The 24,594-nt window shown below is 63.3% G+C and carries 23 protein-coding genes, 1 tRNA gene and 3 pseudogenes; 6 read left to right on the top strand and 21 right to left on the bottom strand.

Features of this window, described 5'->3' with window-relative positions; genetic code table 11:
- Positions 1 to 28: 28 nt before the first annotated feature.
- The 12 genes and pseudogenes from O6R08_RS01225 to dacB form a co-directional block, all read right to left on the bottom strand.
- A pseudogene (locus O6R08_RS01225) lies at positions 29 to 567 on the bottom strand (DUF3180 domain-containing protein).
- Complete coding sequence (gene folK, locus O6R08_RS01220) at positions 564 to 1,121, bottom strand: 2-amino-4-hydroxy-6-hydroxymethyldihydropteridine diphosphokinase (RefSeq protein WP_271418386.1); 558 nt, start codon at positions 1,119 to 1,121, stop codon at positions 564 to 566. Before folK ends, O6R08_RS01225 begins: the two are co-directional and overlap by 4 nt.
- Positions 1,118 to 1,480 (bottom strand): dihydroneopterin aldolase, encoded by a 363-nt coding sequence (gene folB, locus O6R08_RS01215; protein WP_271418385.1) that lies wholly within the window; start codon positions 1,478 to 1,480, stop codon positions 1,118 to 1,120. Before folB ends, folK begins: the two co-directional genes overlap by 4 nt.
- Before the next feature lie 79 nt (positions 1,481 to 1,559).
- Positions 1,560 to 2,408 (bottom strand): dihydropteroate synthase, encoded by an 849-nt coding sequence (gene folP, locus O6R08_RS01210; RefSeq protein WP_271418384.1) that lies wholly within the window; start codon positions 2,406 to 2,408, stop codon positions 1,560 to 1,562.
- A 47-nt stretch (positions 2,409 to 2,455) separates the two neighbouring features.
- Positions 2,456 to 2,930 (bottom strand): annotated as a pseudogene (locus O6R08_RS01205) (hypothetical protein).
- Positions 2,931 to 3,100: 170 nt separating this feature from the next.
- Positions 3,101 to 4,228, bottom strand: a pseudogene (locus O6R08_RS01200) (OmpA family protein).
- 138 nt (positions 4,229 to 4,366) lie between these two features.
- Positions 4,367 to 4,939, bottom strand: a complete 573-nt coding sequence (folE, locus tag O6R08_RS01195) for a GTP cyclohydrolase I FolE (protein WP_271419147.1) — start codon at positions 4,937 to 4,939, stop codon at positions 4,367 to 4,369.
- A 55-nt stretch (positions 4,940 to 4,994) separates the two neighbouring features.
- The gene (locus O6R08_RS01190; protein ID WP_271418383.1) at positions 4,995 to 5,759 is read right to left on the bottom strand and encodes a DUF6498-containing protein; all 765 of its coding nucleotides are present in this window, start codon (positions 5,757 to 5,759) and stop codon (positions 4,995 to 4,997) included.
- A 57-nt stretch (positions 5,760 to 5,816) separates the two neighbouring features.
- Entirely contained in the window at positions 5,817 to 7,976 is a 2,160-nt protein-coding gene (gene ftsH / locus O6R08_RS01185) for an ATP-dependent zinc metalloprotease FtsH (protein WP_271418382.1), read from the bottom strand.
- A 168-nt stretch (positions 7,977 to 8,144) separates the two neighbouring features.
- The gene (hpt, locus tag O6R08_RS01180) at positions 8,145 to 8,699 is read right to left on the bottom strand and encodes a hypoxanthine phosphoribosyltransferase (RefSeq protein ID WP_271418381.1); all 555 of its coding nucleotides are present in this window, start codon (positions 8,697 to 8,699) and stop codon (positions 8,145 to 8,147) included.
- 27 nt (positions 8,700 to 8,726) lie between these two features.
- Positions 8,727 to 9,662 carry a tRNA lysidine(34) synthetase TilS gene (gene tilS / locus O6R08_RS01175; protein WP_271418380.1) on the bottom strand — a complete coding sequence of 312 codons (936 nt, stop codon included), beginning with the start codon at positions 9,660 to 9,662 and terminating at the stop codon, positions 8,727 to 8,729.
- Positions 9,662 to 11,035, bottom strand: coding sequence for a D-alanyl-D-alanine carboxypeptidase/D-alanyl-D-alanine endopeptidase (dacB, locus tag O6R08_RS01170; protein ID WP_271419146.1), 1,374 nt, complete (start codon positions 11,033 to 11,035; stop codon positions 9,662 to 9,664). The genes tilS and dacB overlap by 1 nt, the downstream gene beginning before the upstream one ends.
- Before the next feature lie 127 nt (positions 11,036 to 11,162).
- Between dacB and O6R08_RS01165 the strand changes: the two genes are divergently transcribed.
- Together O6R08_RS01165 and O6R08_RS01160 are read left to right on the top strand one after the other, a co-directional pair.
- A complete protein-coding gene (locus O6R08_RS01165) occupies positions 11,163 to 11,723 on the top strand; it encodes an inorganic diphosphatase (protein WP_271418379.1) in 561 nt (186 codons plus the stop codon).
- A gap of 138 nt (positions 11,724 to 11,861) precedes the next feature.
- A complete protein-coding gene (locus tag O6R08_RS01160) occupies positions 11,862 to 12,875 on the top strand; it encodes a TRM11 family SAM-dependent methyltransferase (protein ID WP_271418378.1) in 1,014 nt (337 codons plus the stop codon).
- A gap of 13 nt (positions 12,876 to 12,888) precedes the next feature.
- Here O6R08_RS01160 and O6R08_RS01155 read toward each other — a convergent pair whose 3' ends face one another.
- The gene (locus O6R08_RS01155; protein WP_271418377.1) at positions 12,889 to 13,878 is read right to left on the bottom strand and encodes an acetylxylan esterase; all 990 of its coding nucleotides are present in this window, start codon (positions 13,876 to 13,878) and stop codon (positions 12,889 to 12,891) included.
- A gap of 47 nt (positions 13,879 to 13,925) precedes the next feature.
- Between O6R08_RS01155 and O6R08_RS01150 the strand changes: the two genes are divergently transcribed.
- Complete coding sequence (locus tag O6R08_RS01150) at positions 13,926 to 14,411, top strand: SixA phosphatase family protein (protein WP_271418376.1); 486 nt, start codon at positions 13,926 to 13,928, stop codon at positions 14,409 to 14,411.
- 18 nt (positions 14,412 to 14,429) lie between these two features.
- Here O6R08_RS01150 and O6R08_RS01145 read toward each other — a convergent pair whose 3' ends face one another.
- Together O6R08_RS01145 and O6R08_RS01140 are read right to left on the bottom strand one after the other, a co-directional pair.
- Positions 14,430 to 15,365 (bottom strand): hypothetical protein, encoded by a 936-nt coding sequence (locus O6R08_RS01145; RefSeq protein WP_271418375.1) that lies wholly within the window; start codon positions 15,363 to 15,365, stop codon positions 14,430 to 14,432.
- 519 nt (positions 15,366 to 15,884) lie between these two features.
- Complete coding sequence (locus tag O6R08_RS01140; RefSeq protein WP_271418374.1) at positions 15,885 to 17,234, bottom strand: flavin monoamine oxidase family protein; 1,350 nt, start codon at positions 17,232 to 17,234, stop codon at positions 15,885 to 15,887.
- Positions 17,235 to 17,426: 192 nt separating this feature from the next.
- Between O6R08_RS01140 and O6R08_RS01135 the strand changes: the two genes are divergently transcribed.
- Positions 17,427 to 18,182 carry a trimeric intracellular cation channel family protein gene (locus tag O6R08_RS01135; protein WP_271418373.1) on the top strand — a complete coding sequence of 252 codons (756 nt, stop codon included), beginning with the start codon at positions 17,427 to 17,429 and terminating at the stop codon, positions 18,180 to 18,182.
- Positions 18,183 to 18,217: 35 nt separating this feature from the next.
- Here the strand turns inward: O6R08_RS01135 and O6R08_RS01130 are convergent, their stop codons facing one another.
- From O6R08_RS01130 to O6R08_RS01115, 4 genes are all read right to left on the bottom strand, one after another.
- Positions 18,218 to 18,883 carry an ATP-binding cassette domain-containing protein gene (locus tag O6R08_RS01130; protein WP_271418372.1) on the bottom strand — a complete coding sequence of 222 codons (666 nt, stop codon included), beginning with the start codon at positions 18,881 to 18,883 and terminating at the stop codon, positions 18,218 to 18,220.
- Positions 18,832 to 20,319 carry a beta-carotene 15,15'-monooxygenase gene (locus tag O6R08_RS01125; protein ID WP_271418371.1) on the bottom strand — a complete coding sequence of 496 codons (1,488 nt, stop codon included), beginning with the start codon at positions 20,317 to 20,319 and terminating at the stop codon, positions 18,832 to 18,834. Before O6R08_RS01125 ends, O6R08_RS01130 begins: the two co-directional genes overlap by 52 nt.
- The gene (locus tag O6R08_RS01120) at positions 20,316 to 20,687 is read right to left on the bottom strand and encodes a hypothetical protein (RefSeq protein ID WP_271418370.1); all 372 of its coding nucleotides are present in this window, start codon (positions 20,685 to 20,687) and stop codon (positions 20,316 to 20,318) included. The genes O6R08_RS01125 and O6R08_RS01120 overlap by 4 nt, the downstream gene beginning before the upstream one ends.
- A gap of 120 nt (positions 20,688 to 20,807) precedes the next feature.
- Positions 20,808 to 22,277, bottom strand: coding sequence for a family 20 glycosylhydrolase (locus O6R08_RS01115; RefSeq protein ID WP_271418369.1), 1,470 nt, complete (start codon positions 22,275 to 22,277; stop codon positions 20,808 to 20,810).
- A 204-nt stretch (positions 22,278 to 22,481) separates the two neighbouring features.
- Between O6R08_RS01115 and O6R08_RS01110 the strand changes: the two genes are divergently transcribed.
- The gene (locus O6R08_RS01110) at positions 22,482 to 23,681 is read left to right on the top strand and encodes an ROK family transcriptional regulator (RefSeq protein WP_271418368.1); all 1,200 of its coding nucleotides are present in this window, start codon (positions 22,482 to 22,484) and stop codon (positions 23,679 to 23,681) included.
- Positions 23,682 to 23,807: 126 nt separating this feature from the next.
- Here the strand turns inward: O6R08_RS01110 and O6R08_RS01105 are convergent, their stop codons facing one another.
- Positions 23,808 to 23,984 carry a hypothetical protein gene (locus O6R08_RS01105; RefSeq protein WP_271418367.1) on the bottom strand — a complete coding sequence of 59 codons (177 nt, stop codon included), beginning with the start codon at positions 23,982 to 23,984 and terminating at the stop codon, positions 23,808 to 23,810.
- 35 nt (positions 23,985 to 24,019) lie between these two features.
- Here O6R08_RS01105 and O6R08_RS01100 point away from each other — a divergent pair, with 35 nt between their 5' ends.
- Positions 24,020 to 24,340: a ribbon-helix-helix domain-containing protein gene (locus tag O6R08_RS01100; RefSeq protein ID WP_271418366.1), complete on the top strand. Its 321-nt coding sequence runs from the start codon at positions 24,020 to 24,022 to the stop codon at positions 24,338 to 24,340.
- Between the two features lie 74 nt (positions 24,341 to 24,414).
- Here O6R08_RS01100 and O6R08_RS01095 read toward each other — a convergent pair.
- A tRNA-Thr gene (locus O6R08_RS01095) sits at positions 24,415 to 24,490 on the bottom strand.
- Positions 24,491 to 24,594: the final 104 nt, after the last annotated feature.

The raw sequence follows: 24,594 nt of genomic DNA, 5'->3' as shown, positions 1-24,594 counted from the left end.
CCGGCGAGTCGCGATCTTGTGGTTGCCGTCACCCCTTGGGGTGTTTCTTCGAGTCTTCGGGGCCTTCGGCACCTTGCAGGCGTTCTCGAGGAACCACCCGGCCCACGTCATGATCGCGCAGGCGACAGCCGTCACGGCCCCGATGATCGTCCGCTGACGGGGGTAAGGAATATTGAGGTGCCAGACGTAGGTGAGGACGTACACGATGCATGCCCCGACGAGGGCTGCACCCGACAGGGCAATCGCCTTCCCGAGGGCCAGGGAGACGAGGCCCTGGTTGGCCTCAACCTCTTGCTTGGGGTCGACGACCTTGGCCCGGAAGGCTCTGGCATAACCCCATGTCGCGATGGCGACAACGAGGACGACCACCGGGAGTGACCAGGGCAGGATCGGGGCGGTGTTGTCGCTGACCTTGTAGACGCTCAGGACGAACCACCCCAAGGCAGCTCCGCAGAGGGCTGCCACGATGATGATCTTCCAATCGGTCGGAGCGAGAGTGCCGTGGGGATCATCGCCGTCGTCGGGGCGTCGGTCGTCATCCCAGTCAGGTGGCAGGCTCCGTGTCATACATCCTCCTCGTCGTTCCTCTCGTCCCATCCTCTCGCAACCGTGACACCCGGCACGTCAATCTGGCGCGGATAAGGCTTGACGGCCCCGGCGAGCTCGTCGGCGTCGAAGGCAGCCAGCAGATCAGCGATCCGGCCGTACCCGGGCAATTCGGCCTCAGGGTCGACGTCGGACCACGGCACCAGGACGAAGGCACGCTCGTGGGCGCGGGGGTGCGGCAAAGTGAGATCGTCGGTGGAGATGGTCTCGTCGCCAACCGCGATGAGGTCGACGTCAAGGGTACGCGGACCATTCGGGATGGTGCGCTGGCGCCCGTGGGCCTCCTCGATGACGCGGGCGCGTTCCAGCAGGACCGACGGCGGAAGTTCTGCGGTGGCGACGACGACGATGTTGAGGAAGTCGTCCTGCTCCACTCCCCCGACGGGCGTGGTGAGGTAGACCGGCGAGACGACGACGTCGTCAATGCCGGGAGTGTCGGCGATGAGACCGACAGCGTCACGCAGATGGGCAAAAGAATCCCCGGTGTTGGAACCCAGGCTGAAGACAGTTTTCACTCGGCATCCTTTCGGCACGTAACGGCCACGTCGTCGAGAGCTATCCCGACTGGGGCATGTGGCTTGTGGACGGTCACGTGGACATGGCGAATTCGCTGGCTGATCGCAAGTACTGTGTCGGCAATCCTGCCAGCCAGGGTTTCGATGAGATTCACCGGCTCCCCGGTGAGAACGTTGAGCACCTGCTGCGCCACCGTCGCATAGTTGACGGCCTTGGTGAGATCGTCAGAGTCAGTGTCCATGTCGACGTCGAGGGTGACGTCGACACTGAACGGCTGTCCGAGTTCACGCTCGCTGGCGAGGACGCCGTGGTGGGCGTGGGCGCGGATTCCCGTCAGAGTGATCTGTCCGTCGGTCATGACGGAAGATTACCCGCACAGCCACAATCGGCCTTGTCGGCGGCGACTGCGAGGAGATGCCCAGACTCAACCCGCAGTCTCAGGCCCGGATGCGGGCGACGGTCTCCATGGCGTCACGGTTGGCGCGGACCTCGTGGGTCCGCACGCACCAAGCACGATGGAGGGCGAAGTAGGTCGACAGGGCCATGGTGCTGGCGTCACGTTCCAGGGCAGGACGGTCCTGGCCGTCGTCGGCAAGGAGTTCACCCAGGAAGCGCTTGCGGCTGACTCCCCACAACACACGCAGATCCTCAAAACCTTCCTGGAAGGCGTCGACGGCCTCAACGAGCTGCCAATTCTGCTCCGGGGTCTTGGAGAATCCGATGCCCGGGTCGACGATGATGCGCTCGCGAGCGATTCCGGCGGCGATGGCGGCGTCGACCTGCTGGGAGGTTTCGCTGATGACGTCGGCGACGACGTTGTCGTAGTGGATGAGATCCTGCATGGTGGCCGACTGGCCACGCCAGTGCATGAGCACGTAGTCGACGCCGGCTTCAGCAACAACGTTGAGGATGCCCGGGTCGGCCTTGCCACCGGAGACGTCGTTGACGATTGTGGCCCCGGCCTCGACGACCGCCTTGGCGACACCGGCACGCATCGTGTCAACAGAGACAGTGACCCCGTCGGAGACCATGGCCTTGACGACTGGCATGACGCGACGCAATTCCTCATCCTCAGGAGTCCGGTCGGTGCCCGGTCGGGTGGACTCACCACCAACGTCGATGATGTCGGCTCCCTGGGCGACGAGGTCACGGGCATGGCGGATGGCCACCTCGGGATCGGCCCACATACCTCCATCAGAGAAGGAATTGGGAGTGACGTTGACCACGCCCATGACAAGGGTCCGGGCAGGATGCGGATTGGTGTTCGCGGGGTCCACGGAGATCATGGGGTGAAGTCTAGAGCGATGAGAACCACCGGGCAGGCCCGGCACGTTCAGCGGGTCACCGGGATATCGGGGGACGTCTTCGCCGATCCGACCGTAACCTTGACCTTCTTCACTGAGTCAGGCAACGGCGGGTAGACCGCCTCCATGACATAGACCCCATCTGAGCCCACCTCTGGCTCCTCACTCCCAATAACGAACTTGTCATTGTATCTGCCAGGGAAGAAGTCGACCGAGTACTTCACACCCCCAGCGGTATCGACCAGGGAGGGGAAGTCCTCCGGGCGGACGGGGGACATGGGGGTAGCTCATGTCGCTCGAGGTGAGCCAGAAGGTGAGGACGGTGCCCGTGGCACCGGCTTTGACCGAGGCGACGTGCAGCATCACGTTTTCCGTGTCATAAAGATTGGGATGGAAGGGGATCGTGGCCACTTCCTTGGGAAGAGGCCCGCCGGCATCCTTGACCTTTCCCATGACCTGCTGGGCGGCCGCCGACTCCCGGGATGCCACCTCAGCCGAGCTCATGACACTCGGTGTCACAGAAGAACTCATACCCGACGTCGTAACCGCCGTGGAAGGAGTCGTGACAGACACCGACGGCCTCGGGGCATCCGACCCAGTAGGCTTGTCAGAACCTCCGCAAGCACTCAAGGCCAAAACAGCGGCAAGCCCGATAACAACACACCGCGCTTTCATCATCCCTCCTTCAAAGTGATCGTCACCCGACGGTTGAGACGCCGCCCAGCCTCAGAGTCATTACTAGCCACCGGATCAGCCTCACCCTTACCAGCCGTCACCAACGTGACTCCCTTGGGCAACTAAGGCCCCAACGCCTTGGCCACAGACCCCGCACGACGCCGCGAAAGATCACGATTATGCTCAGCGGCACCCTCACTACTGGTGTACCCAGTGACCTCAACCTTCCCCGTCACCTTGGCCGCCACAAGGTCCTTGGCCGCCCGGTTGATGACAGCACGCCCAGCAGGCTTGACGACGTCGGAATCATGATCAAACAACACCGACGAATCCAAATCGATGTTCGTGGTCCCCTTCGCAACCCGCTTACGCTTGGCATCGGAGACCTCCCCCGTCGTGAAGATGAGCGGCTCGGCATAGGAAGCCACATCAACATCCGACAAAACGCTTGGATCCAAGGCAGGCCAAGCCGCCCCCAAAGGAAGGCCGTCAAGCCACTGGTCCTTCGCGGTCTCCTTGTCGATGGTAGGGGTGAGCGGACCGTCCTCAACCGGCACATCATGGAAAACACGGTTGTCAACCGCAACATCAACCCGCTGAACATCCGAGGGCACCCGAGGAGTACTGAACCAGCCGACAAACGAGTGCCCCGGCTGCACCTGGTAATCTGGGGAGAGAGTCCACCAGTCGTGACTACACATCTTGCATCCCCCGGTAACTACCGAGATCGTGCGATAGAACTTCTGATTGCGGGCATCAATAATCCCGCCATCACCGATCGGGCTTCCGCTGTAATGATATTGAGCAGAATCGCCGCCAACCAAATACCCCGATACGCTATCTGACACATGAGCCGACCGATCAACAGTCACCGAGTAATAGACGACAGTCGCCTGGGGGAGACGCCGCACGGCATGCAACGCCAACACCACCGAGCCCGGCTTCTCAGCCCGACGCTTCTCAGCCTCATGGTCGCTCACAGCCACTGCATCGATGATCGGCACCGGCACCGCCGTTTGCCCCGGCGCCGGCGAACTATTATCAGCCCGGGCCGGCACTGCTACCGAAGCCACCACCATGGTGAGCCCACACAGCAGTCCAACCGCCCTCATTCTCCTATTTCGCACGGCGCTGGTCCTATAGCCCAAGCAGGGCCATACCACCGTAGTACACAGTGAAAACATGCGCGGCGACGGACTGATAGGCCGCAGTCTTCGGGACAACCCTCAGAGTTGCCGAAGCGAACACGAATGCCCCGCCGCATCTCAGCGCGTGATCAGCCCCATCGCCTCAGCCCGAGTCGCCGGATCACGCAAAATCCCCCGCACAGCCGACGTCACCGTCCTCGACCCCGGCTTGCGCACGCCACGCATCGTCATGCACATGTGCTCACACTCAACAACAACAATCACCCCACGGGCATTCAGATATTGGACCATGGCGTCAGCAACTTGAGTCGTCAACCGCTCCTGGACCTGCGGGCGTCGGGAATACACGTCGACGAGTCGGGCGATCTTGCTCAGGCCCGTGACCCGGCCGTCCTTGGCCGGGATGTAGCCGACATGAGCGACGCCGGTGAACGGCAGCAGATGGTGCTCACAGCACGACTGCACCTCGATGTCGCGCACGAGGACGAGCTCGCCGTGGGAAATGTCGAAGGTTTTGGAGAGAACCTCGGCGGGATCTTGCGCCAACCCCCGGAAGATCTCGGCGGCGGCCTTGGCGACCCGCCCCGGAGTCTCGCGCAGCCCCTCCCGGTCGGGGTCCTCTCCGATGGCCAGAAGGAATTCGCGCACCGCAGCCTCGGCCCGAGGCACGTCGACGGGTAACTCTGGCATGGACTCGCTCACCCGCACGATTCTAGGGCAGCGCTCGGCAGGTCCGAGAGCCGTTTCAGAGCGCATCCGCCAGGCTCGACAGCGGCTGCACGCGGTCACGAGCCCGAGTGATCAGCACCTCAACGACGATCTTGGCAGTGACGTAGAGCAAGAGCACCCCGACCGCCACGACATGCAACCTGGCCTCGAAGTTCATGTGTCCCAACCCACCAGAGTGCCCCAGGTGGTCGTCTGCAAGGTTGAGCGCGCCGATAAACAGCCCCCAGGCGACGAGAATGAAGACATGCTGGACCACAACCCGCCAGTTGGCATCCCGAGCAGCCCGCAAGTCCTTGGCACGCCGCACGGCGGGATCACCCAAGAAATCATTGAACGCCTCGACGATATGACGCACAACAGCCAGCACAAAAGGAACACCAGCCGCAGTGATAGTCATTTTCACCCCGACGAATACGGCCAACACGCCAGCAAACACGAGGTGGCCGATGGAGAAGAACAGATTGGATAACAAGTAGGCGAACGGCGGAGCGGTAGCATCGAGACTCATATTGCCAGCCTGTACAGCCGACGGATCTACCGGGATCGGTAAGCCGGTGCGCCTCGACTCCCGCTGCACACGACCATTGGCCAGCGTCGCGGCAATAACGAACATGACATTCTCGCACCAACCAAGCAAAAGAATGTTGCCCACCGGCCAGTCAAACACGACGACGCCGACCGCCGTGGCCAAGTTGTAGGTAATGATCGCCCAGTACGTCGTCAGACTCCTACGAACCCTTGGGGTCCCTTCGGGGTCAAACGGCGGGTTGGTCGAAGTCACACGAGACAGCTTAGAACGACGGCCCGCCGCGTCACACGCGGCAGGCCGTAACGATCCTCAGGACCTCCTTGGCCCCCATGGATTCCCACTCGAGGGCGGCTGGGGCCCCTCGCCGGGCTGGGTAGGTCCGGGGGTCGGCGGCTGCGGAGACTTGTCTCCCCCAACGCTCGGCGGCTGCCAGTCCGACGGCGGCTGCCACTCACCGGGATTGTCGTCCGGAAGATCCCCACCCGGCTCGGGAGATGGCGGAGCAATGACACCACGACGCGGAGCCCCCACCTGCGGAGCATCCTTGTCGACTCCAGCAACCTGAGGGGGCTCGACCGGTGGGATGGACGACGGCACACGCTTGTCCGAACCGGTGAAGGCGCCCCGGGCGGGCCAACGCTTCAACGGCTTGAAGATCTCGGCAACCTCGGCCTTGCTCAGCGTCTCCTTGGCGAACAGTTGACGGACCAGCTCGTCGAGGACCTCACGGTTGGCCTCCAGACAATCGAAAGCCTCCTGGTGAGCGTTCTCAAGCAGGTCACGCACCTCGTCGTCAATGATCTTGGCGGTCTCGTCGGAGTAGTCACGCTGCTGACCAGCAGTCATGCCCAAGAAGGGCTCGGTGTCGCCCGACCCCAGCTGGACAGTGCCGATGGCCGCCGACAGACCGTATTGCGTGACGATGGCTCGGGCCACCTTGGTGGCCTTCTCGATGTCGTTGGAGGCACCCGTCGACGGATCGTGGAAGATGAGCTCCTCGGCCGCGCGCCCACCCAGCATGTACGCCATCGAGTCAAGCAACTCGCTGCGCGTCTGGGAGTACTTGTCAGAGTCGGGCATGACCATCGTGTAGCCCAGCGCCCGACCACGCGGCAGGATCGTGATCTTCTGCACCGGATCAGTACCAGGCATGGCCGCGGCCACGAGGGCGTGTCCACCCTCGTGGTAGGCCGTCACGAGCCTCTCGTGCTCGTTCATGAGACGGGTCTTCTTCTGCGGACCAGCAATGACGCGGTCAATGGCCTCGTCGAGCTCAGCATTGCCGATCACCGGCAGATTCGCACGAGCCGTCAGCAAGGCAGCCTCATTGAGGACGTTGGCCAGGTCGGCACCCGTCATGCCAGGAGTACGACGGGCGATCGAGGCCAGGTCAACGTTGTCGGCCATCGGCTTGCCGTGCGCATGCACCTTAAGGATCTTGAGACGCCCGTCGAGGTCTGGGGCCTCCACGGCGATCTGACGGTCAAAACGGCCCGGACGCAGCAAGGCCGGATCGAGGACATCGGGACGGTTCGTCGCGGCGATGAGGATGACGCCACCGTGGACGTCGAAGCCGTCCATCTCCACGAGCAACTGGTTCAAGGTTTGCTCGCGCTCGTCATGGCCGCCGCCCATGCCAGCACCACGGTGACGACCGACGGCGTCGATCTCGTCAATGAAGATGATGGCAGGCGCAGCTTCCTTGGCCTGCTCGAAGAGGTCACGCACACGGGATGCGCCGACGCCGACGAACATCTCGACGAAGTCGGAACCGGAAATGGAGAAGAACGGCACCCCGGCCTCGCCAGCCACTGCACGGGCCAGCAGGGTCTTACCGGTACCGGGAGGGCCATACAGCAACACGCCCTTGGGAATCTTCGCTCCCACCCGCTGGAACTTCGCCGGCTCGGCGAGGAACTCGCGGATCTCCTGCAACTCGTCGATCGCCTCCTGACAACCGGCGACGTCGGCAAATGTGGTCTTGGGAGTGTCCTTGGAGCCCACCTTGGCCTTGGACTTGCCGAATCCCATGACGCCGCCGCGCCCGCCCATGCCTTGAGCCGCATTCATGGCCCACAGGAAGAACAGCAGGATGATGACGAAGGGCAGGAAGTTGATGAGCAGGGCCTTCCAGATGCTCTGCCCGGGGTTCTCGCCCTGCCAGGACTTCAGCGTCTTGTCCTGGACGCGCTCGTTGAGCTTGTTGACGAGCTGATCGGACTGATTGCCGACCCAGTACGAGCGGTACTTCTTCTGCTCGTTGTCGGTGATCTTGATGACCTGATCGCCATCGGTCAGCGTGACATTGTCCAGCTTCTTGTTGCTGTTGATCATGCTGACGGCCTCAGAGGTCGGGATGTCCTTGTACCCATTGCCCGACGAGGCGAACTGCATGAACACGATGATCACAACGATGCACAACAGGATCCAGATCAGAGGACCTTTGAAGATGCGGGACGCGTTTTTCATGGACTACCTAGGGGCATGGGTGGGTCGGACTCAAAGCGTCACCATACCAGCGCATGACAACATCGCGACGTTGACGAACGATGTGGCGCATCGCGATCATGTCAACTCATCCTACGAGAACCGCCACCGCTCAAGCTCTGTGGCGGTTCCCTCCTCGACGTCGATCTGTCAGGATGCGTAGACATGCGGCGCCAGCGTCGCCACATCCGTGAGGTTGCGGTACTTGTCGGCGTAATCCAAGCCGTATCCGACGACAAACTCATTGGGGATGTCAAAGCCGACGTACTTGACGTCCAGCGGACAGGTCACGGCCTCCGGCTTGCGGAACATCGCCATGATCTCGATGGACTTGGGGTTGCGACTGCGCAGGTTCTGCACCAGGTAGCTCAGCGTCAGGCCGGTGTCGACGATGTCTTCAACGATGAGGATGTCGCGACCCTCAATGTCCTTGGTGAGGTCCTTGAGGATGCGCACCACGCCGCTGGACTTCGTGCCTGCCCCGTAGGACGACACAGCCATCCAGTCCATGGACATGTGGGACTTCATCGCCCGGCACAGATCCGCCATGGTCATGACGGCACCGTTGAGCACGCCAACCATGAGGAGGTCGCGCCCGGCATAATCAGCGTCGATCTGGGCAGCAACCTCGCGAATACGAGAGGCCACCTGCTCCTCGGTGTACAGGACGTGGTCAAAATCTTCAGGAATGTCAGAAGCTCGCACGGGCCTAGCCTAACGACTCCGAATCCCTCACACCCGTCGGGTGAGGTAGAGAGTCCCGCGTCTGGCCTCGACGCGGCCTCCCGGGATGTCAACGCCCGCTCCTCCAGGGCCGTCCAGCAGACCCAGGACAGCGTCGACGTGAACCATCGCCGACTCGGGAAGCCAATTCTTGACGACCCGTCGAGCCAACCCGGGTTCCACGCCCCGCAGCCCGGGCAACACGTCGTCGGTGACCTCGTGATCTCGGGCCCACTGGGCAGCCACAGCCGTGACGATGGCGTCCTCTCCGGCCAACAGGGTCGCGCTGCGAGCCAAGGAGTCCGCCACCCCCGGCCCCAAGACGTCCTCGAGTACCGGCATGACCTCGGTGCGCACCCTGGAACGTAGGAAGCGCGGGTCACTGTTGTGGGGATCATGCCACGGCTCGACCCCCCATTCCTGGCATGCCTGCACGGTCTGGGCCCGGCGCACCCCCAGCAGCGGGTGCCAGAACTGGCCTGCGCGCGGCCGGATTCCAGCCAGCGACGTCGCCCCGGAGCCGCGGGCCAAGGACAGCAGGACTTGTTCAGCCTGGTCGTCGAGGGTGTGGCCGAGCAAGATCGGCGCGACCCCGGCGACATCAACGAGCGCTACCCGGCGCGCGGTTCGAGCTGCCGCCTCGGGACCGTCCGGATCGTTCGGATCGACCTCGACGCGACGCACGCAGGCATCCATGCCGCGATCGGCCAGCAGGTCTCGGGTGCGCTGTGCCACCTCGTGCGACCCGTCTTGCAACTGATGGTCGACGATGACGACCGACGCCGTGGCACCACTGCGTCGCGCAGCCCACTTCGCCCCCAACGCCAGGGCGAGGGAGTCCGGCCCGCCAGAACATCCGACGACGAACCGGTCAATCCCGCGGACCTCGCGCTCGATGGCCTGGGCAACCGTCAGGGCTGCCGGGCCGAGTTCACGCCGTGCCATCAGCGGGTGCAGCCGCACCTGGCCAGATTGCCATAGACGACGTCAAGCCAGCTTCGAGCGGAGCCGTCAGTCTGATTGACCAGGAAGGAGGTGATGAGGATGCGCCCGTCGGCGTCACGCAACCATCCCGACATCGAAATAACCCCGTTCAGACTGCCCGTCTTGGCGTGGACCACTCCTCGCGCTGGAGCCGTGCTGGGATCGGAGAAACGCCTGTGCAGGGTTCCCGAGACTCGACCCACGGGAACCGCATTGGCCACCGGCTGCAACTTCGGCGTCGTCATGACCTTTTGCCATGCGTGGGACAGCATCTCCGCAGTGATCCGGTTGCCCCGTGACAGGCCCGACCCGTCCTGAACGGCAGCGCCGTCCTGCCAGGCTCCCATGTTCCTGAGGTGCTCCTCGAGGGCCTGGGCACCACCGGCGAAGGATCCCGGCTTCCCGCTCGCGAGGGCCATCTGACGGCTCAGCACCTCGGCCGCAGAGTTGTCGGACTCCTCCAATGTGCGGGTGACGAGGTCCTCGACCGGAATCGACTGCACCGCAGCAATCTGCTTGTCGGACTCGCCCACCTTGTGCCGGACCACCGATCCGGTGACCTTGATCCCGGCGCCGCGAAGCTGCCCGACGAAGGTGTTGGTCGCCGCAAGTGCAGGGGTCTTGCTGCGCTTCCACGGATCGTTGTTCGTCATTCCTTCATCGACCCACAGCGAGGAAATCGGGGTGACCTCGGGCTCGTAATTGTCGATCGGCCACGCGCTGTTCCAGGTGGGGCCGGTGAACAGGGTGTCGTCGAACCTGACGGTCACCGACGTCGTGCCAGCCTTCTTGAGTGCGGCCGCAGTGCGCTGGGCCAGCTGGTTCATCGAGGGATACTCAGGATGCTTGTCAGAGGATGTGGAACGCAGATAAGGATCACCGCCGCCGACCAAGGTCAACGCGAACCCGTCAGCAACAACCTTCGTCGTGTAGCGGTGCCCAGCATCCGTGCTGTCCAGTAGCGCAATCGCGGTCATCACCTTGAGGTTCGAGGCAGGAATCAACAGGGAGTTCTGACCAGATTCGTAGAGGGTTTCACCGCTTGCCGCATCCATGATGTGGGCACCGAGCACGCCTGGAGCCGCACCGGCAGCCTCCACACGACTGGTGACGATTGCGGCCACGGGCTTGGCTGACGGAGTTTTCGGAGCCACCGCAGCAACCACCCCGTGTCCAGGCCGTACCGCAGGTGCGGTGGTCTCCTGACGATGAGGCAGCAACCCGCGCCCGGTCTGGCTCATCGGTGAACCAGTCCGCAGGGAACTGACGACTACCGCAAGCACGACAATGATGGTCACGGCGACACCGGCAACGACTGGAACCCATGCTGGCATACGGCGTCGCGACTCAGGCACAGCGCGTTTCGGCTTACGTTGATCTGGGTGTGGCATGAATAATCCCTCCTGCAAACGGATACAGTGTCGATCATCACCGTGTCCAACACAACAAGAGGGGCCCCTCGTGACTGACGATTTCACCAACCCGTTCCAGGGAGAACAGCCCGATAGCTTGCACTTTGATGTGACGATCGAGATCCCGCGCGGCAACAAGAACAAGTACGAGATGGACCACGAGACCGGTCGTATCCGTCTTGACCGTACGTTGTTCACCTCTACCCAGTACCCGTACGACTACGGATACATCGAGAGAACCCTCGGCGAGGACGGCGATCCGCTGGACGCCCTGGTCCTTCTGCCCGAGCCCACCTTCCCTGGCTGCCTCATCAGGTGCCGCGCACTGGCCATGTTCCAGATGCAGGACGAGATGGGTGGCGACGACAAGGTGCTGTGCGTCCCCGCTGACGACCCCCGTCGTGCCAACCTCTTCGACCTTGACGACGTCAGCAGCATGACCCTCATGGAGATCGAGCACTTCTTCACCGTCTACAAGGACCTCGAGCCCGGAAAGTCGGTCGAAGGCGCTACTTGGACCGGCCGTGAAGAGGCCGAGGCCGAGATCAAGGCCTCGATCGAGCGTGCCAAGGGCACCTCCTACGAGCATCTGCAGGTCAACCTGGCCTGACCGCCCTCGCACCCCGACACCGCCCCGATATCGCGAGGCGAATTCCGGTCAACTCACCGCAATCGGCGGCCACAAGGCAGTGGTCGCCGATTGCTGTGTGTCTCGGCACGCCCGACAGGTCATGACACAATGTCAGCCATGCCCCAGACCCTCATCCTGCTCGCCCCCGCCGCCAACCACGTCTACGCCGGGCAAGCCGGACGCCTCTGCGCGGCAGAATTGGCGTTCACCTGCCCGAACGCCACGTCGGTGTCCCCGGTGACGATCGCGGGAGTCGAGTACCTCACCGTCAGCAGCGATGAGCCCTTCAGCGCTGCGGATCTGGCTGCGGTGGCGCGATCCTCGGCCGCCCTGGCCTGTTTTGAGAGTCGAGACGGCCTGCTGGCTCCCCTGGAACTGCCGAGGGTTGACGTCGTCGACGAGGATCTCGTCACCATCCCCAAATATCGCGGCAAGACCAATGAGCAGTTCACCCGGCTATTGCTCAATGTGACCCTGGCAAGCCTTGATGGCCGCTGCGCCACCCGCCGCGACGAGGGGCAGAGGCTGGCCATTCTCGACCCGCTGGCCGGACGCGGCACCACCCTGGAGTGTGCATGGATGGCCGGTCACGACGGATTCGGGGTGGAACAGGACACCAAGGCCGTCGAGGCGATGGCCGCCCACGTCACCACCTGGCTTCGTCGCAAGCGTCTCAAGCACACCTGCGGCACCCATCCGGTGCGCCGCAACGGCCACTCCATCGGCAAACGGTTTGACGCCGAGGTGAGACTTCCAGGGGCTGAGCCGCTGACGATGGGTGTGTTCACCGGGGACACGCTCGATTCAGCGAACCTGTGGGGACGCAAGACCTTCGACGCCGTCGTCACCGACGCTCCCTACGGCGTCGTGCACGGGTCCCACAGTGGGTCGTCACGGCGTCGCTCCCCCGTTGACCTGCTGGGGGACGCCATTCCTGTCTGGGCTGGACAGTTGCGCCACGGCGGGGCGCTGGGAATGTCGTGGAACACCCTTGGCCTGTCCCGCGAGGACCTCGTGGCGATCCTGTCTGAGGCTGGCCTGACTGCTCTCGACGACGACCTGTGGCGTCAATTCAGCCACCGCGTCGACTCGTCGATCCACCGCGACCTCATCGTCGCCGTCAAGAGCTGAGCAGACCGAAAGCTCAGGAGAACAGCCGAGCCAACACGGCGAGCTGGTTCCAGCGCTGCACGTTCTCCCCGGCCGAATGGCCTGCGAAAGGATAGACGGCGATCTGTTTCTCGGAGACCATCCCGTCTCCCCATGCGTTGTAGGCCGCCCAGACCGACGACGGCGGCACCACCTGGTCCATCATCGCCACGGAGAACCACGTGGCGGTACGGGCACGACGGGCGAAGTGCAGGCCGTCGAAATAGCCCAACGTCTGAAAGGCTTTGCCACACAGGGACGGATGAGCCGCCAGGTATGTCACGACCTCGAGGTAAGGGCCAGCCGTGGCGATCTCGCAGCTGCGCCTCATATGGCACAGGAAGGGGGCATCGACGAAGGCGCCTGCCAGCTTTATGCCACGCATTGCTGCCAACCCGCACACCGCGATCGTCTGGGCGCCACCCTGGGAGTGACCGAGCACGGCGATCCTGGTCGGATCGACGATCTCCATCTCCCGAGCAGCCTGCAAACACCGGAAGGCATCGGTGAACAACCGCCGGTAATAGTGACCGTGAGGGTCCGACAGGGACTGGGTCATGAACCCGGGAGCGCCGGAACCCTCGTGAACATCCGGGCAGTTCTCGGTCAGTGCGGGGTGGCCCCATCCTTGGCCGCGCGGATCGACGATGATGTGCGCGTACCCGGCCGCGGCGAAGGGCGAACCAATCGGGACCCCACGCGACCCCGAATAGCCGACATACTCGATGACAAGGGGTAACGGCCCTCTGGCTCCAGCTGGGGCGTGCAACCAACCACTCACCCGAGAGCCTTGGTATCCCGCCCACGACAGGTCCCAGGTGTCGATGAGGGCCTGGCGATTGTCAAACGGGGTTGCCGTCACATCCAGCGGAATAGCGGCGTGCTCGTCAAGGGTTTCGGCCCAGAAGGAGTCGAAACCGTCGGGTTCAGGGACGACCGGACGGTAGTTGCGCGCCTCGTCAATACCCATGTCCGTGAGCGCCATGCCCCCATCGTAGGGCCACTTCAACCTGAGGATGCAACGATGGAACCATGCACACCCTGTTCCTCATGAGACATGCCCAGCCCGCATCCCACGCCGCCGGTGGGGACCGGGAACGTCCGCTCACCGACCTGGGACGTCGTCAGGCCCGCGAGGTCGGAATGCGCCTCGGACTACGCAATGTCGGCCATGCGCTGGTCTCCGACGCCCTACGCACCCGGCAAACCTGGGACTGCCTCCAACTGGATTGCCCCGTGGAGTTCATGCGAACCCTGTACTACTGCGGCACAGAAACCATGCGCCAACGCATCGGGGAGATCGACGACGACGTCGACAACCTGCTCGTCATCGCCCACGCCCCCACGATCCCCGGCCTGGCAGCACAGCTGGCCGCGATGAGCGGGGCCGAGGAGGAGGTCGGTTGCTGGTATCCGCCCGCAACCCTCACCGAGGTCGAGGTCGACGGCAGCTGGGCCGATCTGGTCGATGAGTACTTCGACAAGGTGCGCCTGGTCGGGGTCCAGCGGCCGATGTGACGGCTGGACCGTCCACACTCAGCGCAGGATGTGAACCACGGCAGCAACACCACCGGTGCAGGTGGTGTACGTCTCCTCCGTCTTGCACGTCATGGTGTAGTCCTTGCCCGTCACCGGGCTATGGGCATTCACCTCATATTCGCCCTGGGCGTCGCTGGGAATCGCATCGGCGACTTCAAGGGCGAACAGGCATGACGTCGTGCCCACGGCACCGACCGTCGAGGAGCAGATCTCGTCGCCGGCGGGGAGAGTGTCGGCAACCTGGCGAGTCCTCGACTGCGTAAACTTCGGGGTCGAGGGAGCCGAACTGGCCTCGGTCGCAGGTGTCGACTGGAGGAAGCTGGGGGTGGAGTCGATGGATGTGACGCCCTCCTGGGGCTCCTGAGATGCCGACTGCTCGGGCTGGGAACTGGCCGACGGAGTCACCACCGGAGCAGGCTGCCCGCTTGAGCGTCCCTTCGTTCCACCCGCGAACAGCAAAACCGCTCCCAGGATGGCGAGCACGAGCAGCCCGATCACCAAGCCGATGAGCACACTGAGGTGTCGAGACGATTCCTGTGGCGGCAGGGGCTGCGGGGATGGTTTGGCGGGGGAAGACGGCGGCGGAGGTGGGGTGAAGACTGGGTTTTGCGGAACCGTCGCCATCGCACGAGTCCGCTCGGCCTCGGGGTCGCGGAACCACTCACTGGGGAGCCGGGAATCATGCGCTTCTTGATTCTGGCCTTGCGGATCCTGCTGACCCGACCAGGTCTGAGGGTTGGGCCACTGCTGGTTGGCGGTCCATTGCTGAGTCGAGGCGGGATTCTGATGCTGCCACGGCTGGGAGGGCGAGACGTCCTGCCGATTTCGCGGCTCCGATGGAGTCTGCACCCGGGGAATCTCCCTCGTCGGAGCCTGACTGGGGCTCACGGGGTCCTGCTCACCTGTCTCATCGAAAGAGCCGGGATCTGTCATGCGCACAGCGCCAGGCAGGCGCAGGTCCAGCGCGCACTGTCTACAGGCGGTGTCGTGCGCACCCACCTGGGTGCCGCAGCGCGCACAAAACATAGTCTCATCTCCGTCCGTGGGTGGCGCGTCAAGGATATGGCATGCTCTCAAGGCCTCCGCGTCAGGTTCCCGCCATCGGCGTAGCACCGTCGTCATACAGGCCGCGGTCTTCACGTGCTGGTAACGCCAACCAAACGGTTCCCCGACGCTACCAGAGCAAGTGGCAGCACGCACTCTCACCACCCGAACTACCACACGACGCCCACCACAACCTGATCCCCTCCGCGGTGGAAAACTGGGCGCTGAACAGGCCAACAGCCAAACCAGGTGGCAGCAGGCACCCTCACCACCCGAACTACCACAGCGACAGTGGGGGACCCCCAAAAGAGTGATACGGCTCAGCGACCTCGTTCGCGGCCCATACTGGTGACGACGCCGCGACGATCCCCGCCGCTGACGTCGCGGCGTACTTGTCCGTCGGGGGGCTCAGAGCAGGTCGACGGCCTCCTGGGCAGCGCGGGCGCCAGCTCGCAGCGCACCCTCCATGTACCCGTTGAAGGAGGATGCGTACTCGGCGCCGGCGAAGAGCACCCGGCCCAGTGGTTGAGCGAGGATGGGACCGGTGGTCGTCCAGAGACTGGGAGCGAAGTGGGCTCCGTGGCAGCCGCCGGTGTAGGCCTCGGAGAGCCAGTCGCGGTCCAGATATTCGATCGGGGAGCTGGGGGCCTCACCGAAGGCGGACTCGACGACCTCCTCGAAGGCGCGCTGGCGCAGGCTCACCGAGAGTTTGCCGTAGCCAGAAGCCTCCGTTCCCTCGAAGAAGCCCATCAGGACCCCCTTGCCGGTCTCGTCGTCGGAGGTGTCGAAGATGACGCGAACCGCGCCCTCGTCGGCACCCATCTGGCCGGACGCTCCAGAGGTGCGCCACCATGGGCTGTCGTAGACAAGGTAGGCCTTGATGACATTACCTGCGGGCACCTTCTCGGCCATCTCCAGACGCTCTGCCGGAAGGGCTGGGTCGAACTCGATGTCCTTGAGCAGACGCGGCGGCACGGTGACGATGACACTGCGCCCCTGATACTCGGTTCCGTCGGTCGTCGTAACGGTGACGGTCTGGCCGTCAGTGTGGACGCGGCGGACCGGGCTGGAGAGCTTGACGTCGTCGCCGAGACGGCGCGCCAGGTTGCGAGCCACCTGGGCGATTCCACCCTTGACGCGCTGCTGCTTGAGCCCGCCGTTGACGGCGACGAGGGACTCCAGGTCCACCCCGGCGTTGGCCTTCGTCAGACCGTCAAAAAGAGTGGTGTCGTCGGGAGAGACCCCGAAGGCACGACGGAACAAGGCGATGATGTAGTCGCGGCCAGCGTCGGTACGCACATTCGAGACCACCCACTGACTCAAGGACTGGTTGAGCCAGGTGCTGTTCGCCGTCGTCCAACCCTTGTTGTTGGCGACGCGATCGGCCAGGCGACGGAATCTCAGCAGGCCCTGGCCAAGATCAGACAGCTCGAAGGGGCTGAGGGCGTGGGCAGCAGGCTCGGACGAATTGGTGACGTGGGAGACTCGCCCGCGAGCCTTGACGACGACGTCGCCCTCGGTGGAGTCGACCAGTTCGAGGCCCTGCGAGGCGATGAGGGAACGAAGTTCCTCATGGCCCTCACCGACCCATTGGCCACCCAGATCAATGACCTGGCCGTTGGACAACTCGGCGTTCTCGAGACGCCCACCAACCCGTGAGCGGGCCTCCAGAACCGCCACCGAGTGTCCTGCGGATGCGAGTTCTTCGGCGGCCGTCAATCCGGCAAGACCTGCGCCGATAATGATGCTGTCGTACATGCGTCCCCTTGCAATTCCGCTGGACGGCCGAACCGAAAAAGCCAGGCCGCGACTGATGAATCGTGGTGCCTCGATCGTACCGGGCCACCCTGAGGTACTGGATGTCGACCCGGTCTGGTCTCGTGGTTCGCGCTTCCTGAGCTAGTGAACGCAACTCTGAGTTGAGCGAGCTCGTGCGGTACGTTGTCCGCGATGCTCTCCCAGTTCAACTCCCTGTTGCCTGAACTCTTCCGCGCCATTGACCTCACTGGCGTGCTCCTTAACGGAGTGCTGGGTGGCAGGTTGGCCCGTCTCAAGCGCTTCGATGCCGTGGGCTTCTGCGTCTTGGCGATCACGAGTGCGCTGGGCGGCGGTATGGTCCGCGACGTCCTGCTGGGAGCCGCTCCCCCGGTTGCCCTGACTGACCCGCGCTACTTGACGGTCGCGCTCGTCGGCGCTGGCGTGGCGATGTTGTGGAAGCTGGATTCTCGACCCTGGCGAATCGCCCTCATCCTCGCCGATGGCATGGTGCTGGGATGTTGGGCCGCCACCGGAGCCCTCAAGACTCTCGCGGCTGGATTCGGCATCATGCCCGCCCTGTTGCTGGGTCTCATGACGGCCATCGGCGGCGGGATGATCCGGGACGTCTGTGCGGGGAATGTGCCGCAAGTCTTCGGCGGCAACCACTTGTATGCCACACCGGCGCTGGCCTCGGCCATCGTCATGGTCGTGGCGCAAAAGTGTGGGTTCCCCTCCTTCGGCATGGTCATCGCAACCCTCGTCGGTCTGGGGTTCACAGCATTGGCACATCGACGTCGTTGGGTCTTGCCGCAGAATTCGGAATGGACCCTGCAGTTGTCGTCCTCACAGGTGCAGAGCCTGTTGCGGGCACGAGCGGCACGACGTACGGAGAAGATGCGAGCACGCCAGGAGACTCAAGACGGCACCCCCGACGATCCGCAGAAGTAGGGGACCGACCTGTGGCCACATTGGTCACGGCAGCGTCAGGAGGCTGACGTGGGATGCGATGTTCCTGTGGTCCGAGGCAGGCCCATGGTCTCGTCGACCCTGAGACCGTCGGGCAAGGCGTGGGCTACCAGCAGGACGAGGCTGTTGTGGCGCCACGCGTTGATCTCAGAGACGATGACACGGCTGGACTCCTCATCGACCCCATTGAACGGTTCGTCGAGGACGACGACGTCAAACTCCCCCGTCGTGCACATGACATACCACAGCCGTTTCGCGGTTCCCGTCGACAAGGTGGATGTGCGGTAGTCGAACCATTCGTCGAGGCCGAATTCCTTGGCTCGCGATATCGGCTCCTCCCTGTCGCAACCTGCCAACCGAGCGGCAAGAGTCAGATGGTCGACCATGCTGAGGTTGGGATGCAGTGACGGTTTGGCGCGACAGACCCGTCGTCGCGTCCGTAGTGCAGGATCTGACGCCTTCGTTCCACAGACGAGCAGGTCGCCGTGAGTGGGCCGCAGATAGCCCGAAATCCCCTCAATGAGGGTCGACTTGCCGGCCCCGTTTGGTGCATCGAGTCGCGCTGTCGCCGGACCGTCGAGGCGGAAGGACAGATCTTGGACGACTGGCCGATCCGGGGAATAGCCGAGGGTCAGGCCAATGGCCTCGATGGCAGGGCGAGGACGCGTTGTCTGGTCAACCATGTTGCACCTCCCAAGAGAACGAGCGTCGACATGAAACCGATCCAACCGACCCCGTGCAAGGCCGCCATGAGGATGACGGCCATCATCGCTGTGGACGCCACAACACTGAGCAGGGCGACGGACGTCGAGGCCGGAACCGTACCGTCTGGAAGAGCCGCGTCACTGGCCACGACGGCAGCAGCGACCCAGGCGCATGCGATCGACGCCCAGACCACGAGCAGCGGAATGTAGGCGTTTCCGCCCAGCGCACGGGTTGCCACTGCGGCAGGTGCGACGACGAAGAGACCACAGAGAACGGCAACGGCCAGGGGCGCGATCGCCAGAGTTGTCGGGTTGGCGCCCAGTTCCCACGCCACTCTCCAGCGCGGCGCCAGTGCGGCAGGCCCGATGCGTACCGACAGCAGGTCCGAAACCACCAGCCCCAGGATCAGTAGCAGGATGGCCGAGAGTTGATTGACGATCCGCGTCGGCAGATTCACACTCGTTGCGCCCGGCACCATCGAGGAGATGGCGACAGCGAATGCGCCGATGCCCCACACCAGGAAGACCATGCGCGCGAGCGCGGCCGCGACCGGGACTGGTGTCAGATCGCTCATGGCCACGCGCAGCCACGGGCTGATCCCTTTCAGCCGACGCAAGCGAACTGTGGCCTTGTCCTCAGACACTCTGTTTGCGACCAAGAATGGAGCAGATGTCAGGGAGACGAGTCCGGTGGCTGCCGCGACGCCGGTTGCGATCGTCACCACGGCGACGCCGACAGCGATCCATGTCCAGGTGGGCTGTTGGACGGCGGGAAGGTGCTGAAGGCCGACATCGGCCACCCATCTGACGATCAGGGCAAGGACGATTCCGCTCGCAGCTCCGCTGCAGGCAGCCACCATCTGACTGGGGCGATGCGAGTCTTTGAGTTTTGCGGCAGCCCATGACGTAGTGGCCACCATGCCCGAGGCGGTGGTAACCGGAATCACCACCAGAGCACCTACCGCGGCGGGCGGTATCCCCGACAACGACGCTCGCAATCCGGTACCCCAGGAGAGTCCCGCGACGACCGCAGTCGTCATCATGAGCCTTTCCAGCATTTCTGCCACAACGACATCGAACCGCGAGATGTCCAAGGCACGGAAAAACTCAGCGCATGGATGGTTCGCCAGCCGGATTCGCCGAGAGGTCAGCGTCTCCCGAAAAGCGTGAAGAATGAGGATGTACACGCCGATGACCAGCGGCAATGCCACTGCAACGATGGCACCGCCGTGGGCAAGCCGGCCGACGAGCCAGTCGAATCCGACGATCGCCACCGCGAACGCCAGCGAGAAAGCCAGGAAGACGACGAGCATCCGCATCACTCGATAGCCCTTGAGAGAGAATCCCCACCCGAGGGCGTCAAGGGAAGAAGCATCGCAGATGTCGTGGGCTGCCCGGAAGGTCGGTGCTGTCACAGGCGATCCCGGGTTCTCTGAGAATCGATGTCCGCTTGAACCATGACCGCGACTGTCGCGCAGCACACGGCGATGACGCCGGCAGGAATCACCATGGCCCCGGCAGCGCTGAGTTTTCTTCCCAGGGTTCCTTGGCAGGCACCGAGGCAGATCGCTGCGCTGAGGAATGCGGAAATGTCGAGTCGAAGGCGTGTTCCCGGAAGGACAGCTACCACTGCCAGCAGCACCGCCACGATGATGCCGACGATGCCCACTGTGACGTCAACGACGTGCGGATCCTTCGCCAGCGTCATCACCGCACACACGCCAAGGGCGACGGCCAGAATTCCCGCAAGAATCCGCCGGGACCGCATGTACAGAACCTGCATGAATACTCCTCGCTTCCGCACAGCAAGGGGAAATCGCGCTGGTCGACAACAACAACGCAACCGCGACAGGTGATAGACCGATGTTTCCCGCGCTGGGGACGCACATCACCCTACATTGGTTCAGTCGCGTCTCGACGTCAGTCGGCCCCACTCCTCACTGAGGAGCGGCTCCAGCTTTTCCGGAGGAACCGTATTGCCCCAGTAGGCCCGGGCAGCCGCGGCCACGATTCTGGGGAAGAGAAGACGAATTGCGTCCTCCACGGTCGGGATGAATTCACACCACAAACTGACGTTGACCCCCAGCATGCGTGAGTCTTCCGGAAAGCGAAGTTCAAGAATTTTGTCGACGGGCACCGCAGGCTTCATGCCGAAAGCATCTGGAAATCCTTCAGAAGGCTCCCTGTTGAGATACAGATAGTCGGCGTCGTAAAACACCCACGGATTCCCACTCTGACGTGCCGCTTCAACCCCACGACGAGGCCGCCAGCCACACACCAGGTCGTCGTCTCGCAGCCCAGTCACAGTGGCCTCGTCCCACACCGCGCATGTCCGTCCGTGCCCGTCGAGGCGTCGCCTGGCAACGTCTGTGAAGGCTTTGTGAACCCCGGTGCCGTCGACAACGCCGTGGTCTGTCATCCAGGCGCGTGCGCTCTCGGAGCCCTCCCAGAACTCCATGTCGCACTCGTCTCCACCAATGTGGACGATGCGGGAAGGGAAGAGGTCACAGATTGAGTCCACCGCAGCTTCAACGAAGGCGAAGGTCTCCCCTGAAGGCCACAACAAATTGTTTCGGAGGTGTTTTCCGCCCATCAGGGCGCCGACGTGGGTAGGTCCAGCCGCGATTTCGGGGTTTCCCAGCTCTGGGTAAGCCAGGATGATGGCTTCAGCATGACCGGGCAGGTCAATCTCTGGCATGACCTCAATTCCATAAGCCTCGGCGACGTCCAACACTTTCTGGATGTCGTCGGCGGTGTAGTAGCCGGAATTGTCCGTGCCGGCCCAATCATGCTGATAGGTCGCCAGCCGGGCGCGATCAACATTCGTGTAGTCGTCAAAGTCCATGCGCCGGCGCGCACTCGAGATCTCGGTGACCCTCGGGTAACCCTTGACCGGTACGCGCCAGCCGGAATTGTCCGTGAGGTGCCAGTGCAATCGCGTGAAGTGGTAGCGGTGGAGCAGACCAAGTAGGTCGATGATGGTGCCCACCGGCCAGAAGGTTCGCGAGGAATCCAGAAGATACCCGCGCCACGGATAGGCGGCATGATCTTCAATTCCCAGCCGCGCGGCAGCTTCCGGCCCCGTCACCACAGACGGCCCAAGGCCGTCGAGCCTGTGGCTCAGGCTTGTCATCTCAATGACGTCGTATGTGAGCTTCTTTTCCGGATTCTTCCGAGCGAAGGCCCTCGCGGGGTGCTCCTGCGCCTGGTCCGAGATGGAATCGCACATGGACCGAACTGGTACCGACTCTCCTCCATCCTCAGCCTTCGCCGCGGTGCCACAAGAGGATGATGAGCCGCCGACGTCAGCGGGCAGGGTGGGAACTGCAGCCTGCGAAGCCAGCGCCAGTTCTGGGGAGACCGAACGCTTCATGTCGTTCATGTTGTGGGCCTTTGCACATCGTCGGGGTTGAGACATGGAGCCGCCTGAAGCCAACGCTCGTGCTTCACACTGACATCTCTTAGGAATCTTTGTCAAGTATATTAACGATTGACGGTGTTTGAGGTACGTTTTGTGTCATGGTGAACGTGGAGACGTAATCTGCGCAACGGTCCCTCCAACAACCCCACATCGAACATGCCTACTTCACACGAACCGTTATTCCTGTCAGCCCTGGCGATCAACGGCCCAGCCCAGCGCGCGGACCTTGCGCGCCATATTGGAGTGTCCCGAACCAGTGCCTCGAATCTGGCCCGCACCCTCAAGGACACCGGCCTGATCGAGGACCTGCCCAAACCTGGCGTTTCGGCATCTCGCTACCCCCTCACGACGAGTGCGACGGCTGGCCTGCTTGCCGCGATCATCGTCTCCGACGAAGAGGTCGGCGTCGCGATCTCCCATCTCGATGGATCCCGTCAGGCGAGCGCTGCCGCAACTGTCGACCCCACTGATTCGCCGCGAGTCTGGGTGAGAACCGGCATCCAGCAGGTGAAAGACCTCGTCGCCGACCGCTACCCATCTGAGCCCACTCCCAGCATTCGGCAGTGTGTGGTCGCAGTACCCACTCAGGCAGACGCGGTCACCGGGGAGGTTTATCCCTCACCTGCCTCACGTCGATGGATCGGCATCAATGCCCGCGAAACCGTCTCGACAGCGCTGCAATGCCCCATCCGCATCAACAACACCGCCCGGATGGAAGGCCTGTGTGAACACAACGCTGTCAACACTGCCTCATCATCGGTGACCTGCTACGCACGGTTCAGCCGGGGCGTCACGCTGAGTCACGTCGTCCACGGCAAGATTGCCGCCGGAGCCCACGGCGGCAGCGGAGAGCTGGGGCACACTGTGGTCGATGCGTCTGGTCCTCAGTGTTCGTGCGGTAACCAGGGATGTCTCATGCAGTACACCTCCATCCCCGCCCTGCAGGACAGGATTCGTCGTATGTGGCCAGACACAGAGCATGGGCAATCCGGTAGGCCAGCACCAGATCTGCCAAAACTCCTCGCTACTGCCCCACCCACCTGGCCTCACGAAATCAGCGATGTACTGAGGGAGGCGGGAATGATCGCGGGACGTGCACTCGCAAATGTGGCAAACCTGCTCGACCCCGACCTTCTTGTCATTGGCGGGGAACTGGGCGTCGCGGACTCACCATTCTTCGACGAGCTCGTGCTGACGATCCGGCAGCGCACTCTGCCGCTGATCTCAACTCATGTGACGATCACCCGCGCTGATTCCTCACGTGATCTCAGACGCGTTGCGTTGGCGGCGATTGAGAGCTTGCGCGGGGACAGTGACCTCATGACGACAATCTGCACCAATCTCACCGGCCGGTGACGTGCCTGGCCATCATGGATACTTGTCGGCCCTCTTCGGGACCAGGCCCTGGGGGACGGAATTGGGGAGTTGATCAGTGCGCAACTCACTCAGGTCGGTGCACTTAGTCGGCGCAATTAACGGGTCTCATGAGAGGCAGGCCGAACACTCGAACTCCCTCGTGGTGGCTGATGGCGTCATTGATGAGTTGGGTGACTCGGAGCGCAACCGCGTCGCCTCGATGACCGTGGCATTGAACTGGAGATCGTCGCCGTCGAAGCCCTCGATACCAAGACCGGCATGCCAATTCTGCTGGTCCTTCACGTTATGCCAACAGTACTGCGAAGGAAGGCTGAACCATGAACAAGACCGTGACCATCAATCTGGGAGACGGGCCCGTCGAGGTCATCAACGGCGGGGATATTGACCTCGACGTCGAGGATGTGCGCCTGCCAGGCGGTACCCGCGTCACCAACGAGCTCGTAGACGAATGGGCCGAGGAACTTGAAGGCCGTGGCGGACGCCCCAGTCTCGACCCCGCTGGAGGCCCGTCGGTGAGGCTCGCATTCCGCGTGCCTGAAGACGTCAGCAGTCAGGTCGACGCGCTGGCCGCCCGACAAGGGCTCCGTCGCTCCGACGTGCTCCGCGCCGCACCCGATCAGTACCTGGCCTCAGCCTGAGCCCGGCGGCGTGTGATACGTGGCAATACTCATATCGCCCTCCGTGCCCGGCTCACGGAAACTGGGGGGTTTAGTGGAGCCAACTACGGGAATCGAACCCGTGACCTACGCTTTACGAGAGCGTCGCTCTACCGACTGAGCTAAGTTGGCACACCTGCCACGGCAGGCCCGCCCGACTATACCGGCATGACGACCTCTTCGCGAAACCAACGCCCTTCTTGCTGGAACACCACACGACACACACCTGTCCGCGA

This window comes from Cutibacterium equinum, from assembly GCF_028021195.1.
In the GTDB taxonomy this organism is placed as follows: domain Bacteria; phylum Actinomycetota; class Actinomycetes; order Propionibacteriales; family Propionibacteriaceae; genus Cutibacterium; species Cutibacterium equinum.
Note: the sequence above shows the minus strand (reverse complement) of the source record. Positions and strands in the feature narration are given on the sequence as shown.

Excerpts from the sequence above, each read along its gene's own strand:
- folB (WP_271418385.1), bottom strand. The coding sequence starts at position 1,480 with ATGACCGACGGACAGATCACTCTGACGGGAATCCGCGCCCACGCCCAC.
- folP (WP_271418384.1), bottom strand. The coding sequence starts at position 2,408 with ATGATCTCCGTGGACCCCGCGAACACCAATCCGCATCCTGCCCGGACC.
- folE (WP_271419147.1), bottom strand. The coding sequence starts at position 4,939 with ATGCCAGAGTTACCCGTCGACGTGCCTCGGGCCGAGGCTGCGGTGCGC.
- ftsH (WP_271418382.1), bottom strand. The coding sequence starts at position 7,976 with ATGAAAAACGCGTCCCGCATCTTCAAAGGTCCTCTGATCTGGATCCTG.
- tilS (WP_271418380.1), bottom strand. The coding sequence starts at position 9,662 with ATGGCACGGCGTGAACTCGGCCCGGCAGCCCTGACGGTTGCCCAGGCC.
- dacB (WP_271419146.1), bottom strand. The coding sequence starts at position 11,035 with ATGCCAGCATGGGTTCCAGTCGTTGCCGGTGTCGCCGTGACCATCATT.
- O6R08_RS01160 (WP_271418378.1), top strand. The coding sequence starts at position 11,862 with ATGCCCCAGACCCTCATCCTGCTCGCCCCCGCCGCCAACCACGTCTAC.
- O6R08_RS01155 (WP_271418377.1), bottom strand. The coding sequence starts at position 13,878 with ATGGCGCTCACGGACATGGGTATTGACGAGGCGCGCAACTACCGTCCG.
- O6R08_RS01150 (WP_271418376.1), top strand. The coding sequence starts at position 13,926 with ATGCACACCCTGTTCCTCATGAGACATGCCCAGCCCGCATCCCACGCC.
- O6R08_RS01145 (WP_271418375.1), bottom strand. The coding sequence starts at position 15,365 with ATGACAGATCCCGGCTCTTTCGATGAGACAGGTGAGCAGGACCCCGTG.
- O6R08_RS01140 (WP_271418374.1), bottom strand. The coding sequence starts at position 17,234 with ATGTACGACAGCATCATTATCGGCGCAGGTCTTGCCGGATTGACGGCC.
- O6R08_RS01135 (WP_271418373.1), top strand. The coding sequence starts at position 17,427 with ATGCTCTCCCAGTTCAACTCCCTGTTGCCTGAACTCTTCCGCGCCATT.
- O6R08_RS01130 (WP_271418372.1), bottom strand. The coding sequence starts at position 18,883 with ATGGTTGACCAGACAACGCGTCCTCGCCCTGCCATCGAGGCCATTGGC.
- O6R08_RS01120 (WP_271418370.1), bottom strand. The coding sequence starts at position 20,687 with ATGCAGGTTCTGTACATGCGGTCCCGGCGGATTCTTGCGGGAATTCTG.
- O6R08_RS01115 (WP_271418369.1), bottom strand. The coding sequence starts at position 22,277 with ATGAAGCGTTCGGTCTCCCCAGAACTGGCGCTGGCTTCGCAGGCTGCA.
- O6R08_RS01110 (WP_271418368.1), top strand. The coding sequence starts at position 22,482 with ATGCCTACTTCACACGAACCGTTATTCCTGTCAGCCCTGGCGATCAAC.
- O6R08_RS01100 (WP_271418366.1), top strand. The coding sequence starts at position 24,020 with ATGAACAAGACCGTGACCATCAATCTGGGAGACGGGCCCGTCGAGGTC.